Annotated in this window: 1 protein-coding gene; it reads right to left on the reverse strand. The window is 74.3% G+C overall.

The genetic code is table 11. The annotated features are described in order from the left end of the window. Positions 1-1105 (reverse strand): hypothetical protein (locus tag AYO52_RS16755; RefSeq protein WP_067719986.1); only part of this gene is annotated, 1105 nt, incomplete at its 3' end. Between the last annotated feature and the right edge of the window lie 31 nt (positions 1106-1136).

The raw sequence follows: 1136 nt of genomic DNA on the forward strand, positions 1-1136 counted from the left end.
GCACGCCGGGGGCGGGGTCGATGAGGTCGAACCGCACGCTCGCGTCGTCGCCCTCGAGCAGTTCCGTGCAGAGCCACTCGACGCTGCTGTAGGTGCCGTGGACGAACTCGACGCGGTTGGGTAGGCCCCGGGCCGCGGAGGCGATCACGCTGATGCGGATCGGCTGACCGGCCCGCGCGGCGTTGCCCAGTGTGGGCCGGGGGAGGTCCGCCCCGAGCCTGACGTCGCCGAGTTCGATGCCGTCGTGCTCGGACGCAGGGGCCGGGCCGGAGCCGGAGCCGGGGCCGGAGCCGGGGCCGGGGCTGGTCGCGGGCGGGCCACCAGCAGGCGGATAGACGGCGAGCGCGGCGAGGGCGTCGGCGCGGAGCTGATCCAGGGAACCGTCCAGTCCGTCCGCCGAGGCGGCCGACGCATCGGTCTCGATGCGACGACGAAGGAGTTCGGCATCGGCGGCGGTGAGCCTGGCCCACATCGTGGCCATGCCGTTCCGGTCGCCGCGGAATCGGACCGAGCGGGTGGCGGCCGCCGCTGCGGCGGCGTCCTGCGCGGCAGCCGGGTCGTGTCGCTCCACGGCGTCATCGATCGCCGAGTCCACCGCGTTGCGGGTCGGCCGGTCGCCACCGTCGAGATCGCCTGTGAAGCGCGCGACCACCTCGTCCTCCACGACCGACACGATCGCGTCGGACACCTCCGCCAGGCGACACGCGATATCGACCGCCAACAGCTCGGGCAGCAGCCCGCGGTCGACCGTGGACCGCAGACGGGGCAGCCGCCGGTGGATCTGCGTCCCGGCCGTCACCAACCGCGCGGCGTGCCAACACGTGAGCTGGCACGCCGCCACGAGGTGATCGCGGGCCCGCGCCTCCGGATCCAGCCGGGCGTACGCGGGTCGGCGCGAACCGGCGCCGGCCTCGTCGGCCTGCTCCGCCTGTGCCTGCTCGGCCCGGGCGAACTGTTCGACCAGGACATGTGCCGCCTCCAGCCGTGTGGCCCCGGCGCGGTTCTGCGCCAGCGTCGCGGCACGGGCCGCCTCGCTGACGGCCTCCCTGTCGACCATGCCGAGGGGCTCGGGTACGGCGAACAGTGCACTCGTCGTCGTCACCATCCCACCCCCTCCGCCACCGACATCGAACCTA

Origin of the sequence: Dietzia sp. 111N12-1 (assembly GCF_001658045.1) — a bacterium.
In the GTDB taxonomy this organism is placed as follows: Bacteria; Actinomycetota; Actinomycetes; order Mycobacteriales; family Mycobacteriaceae; genus Dietzia; species Dietzia kunjamensis.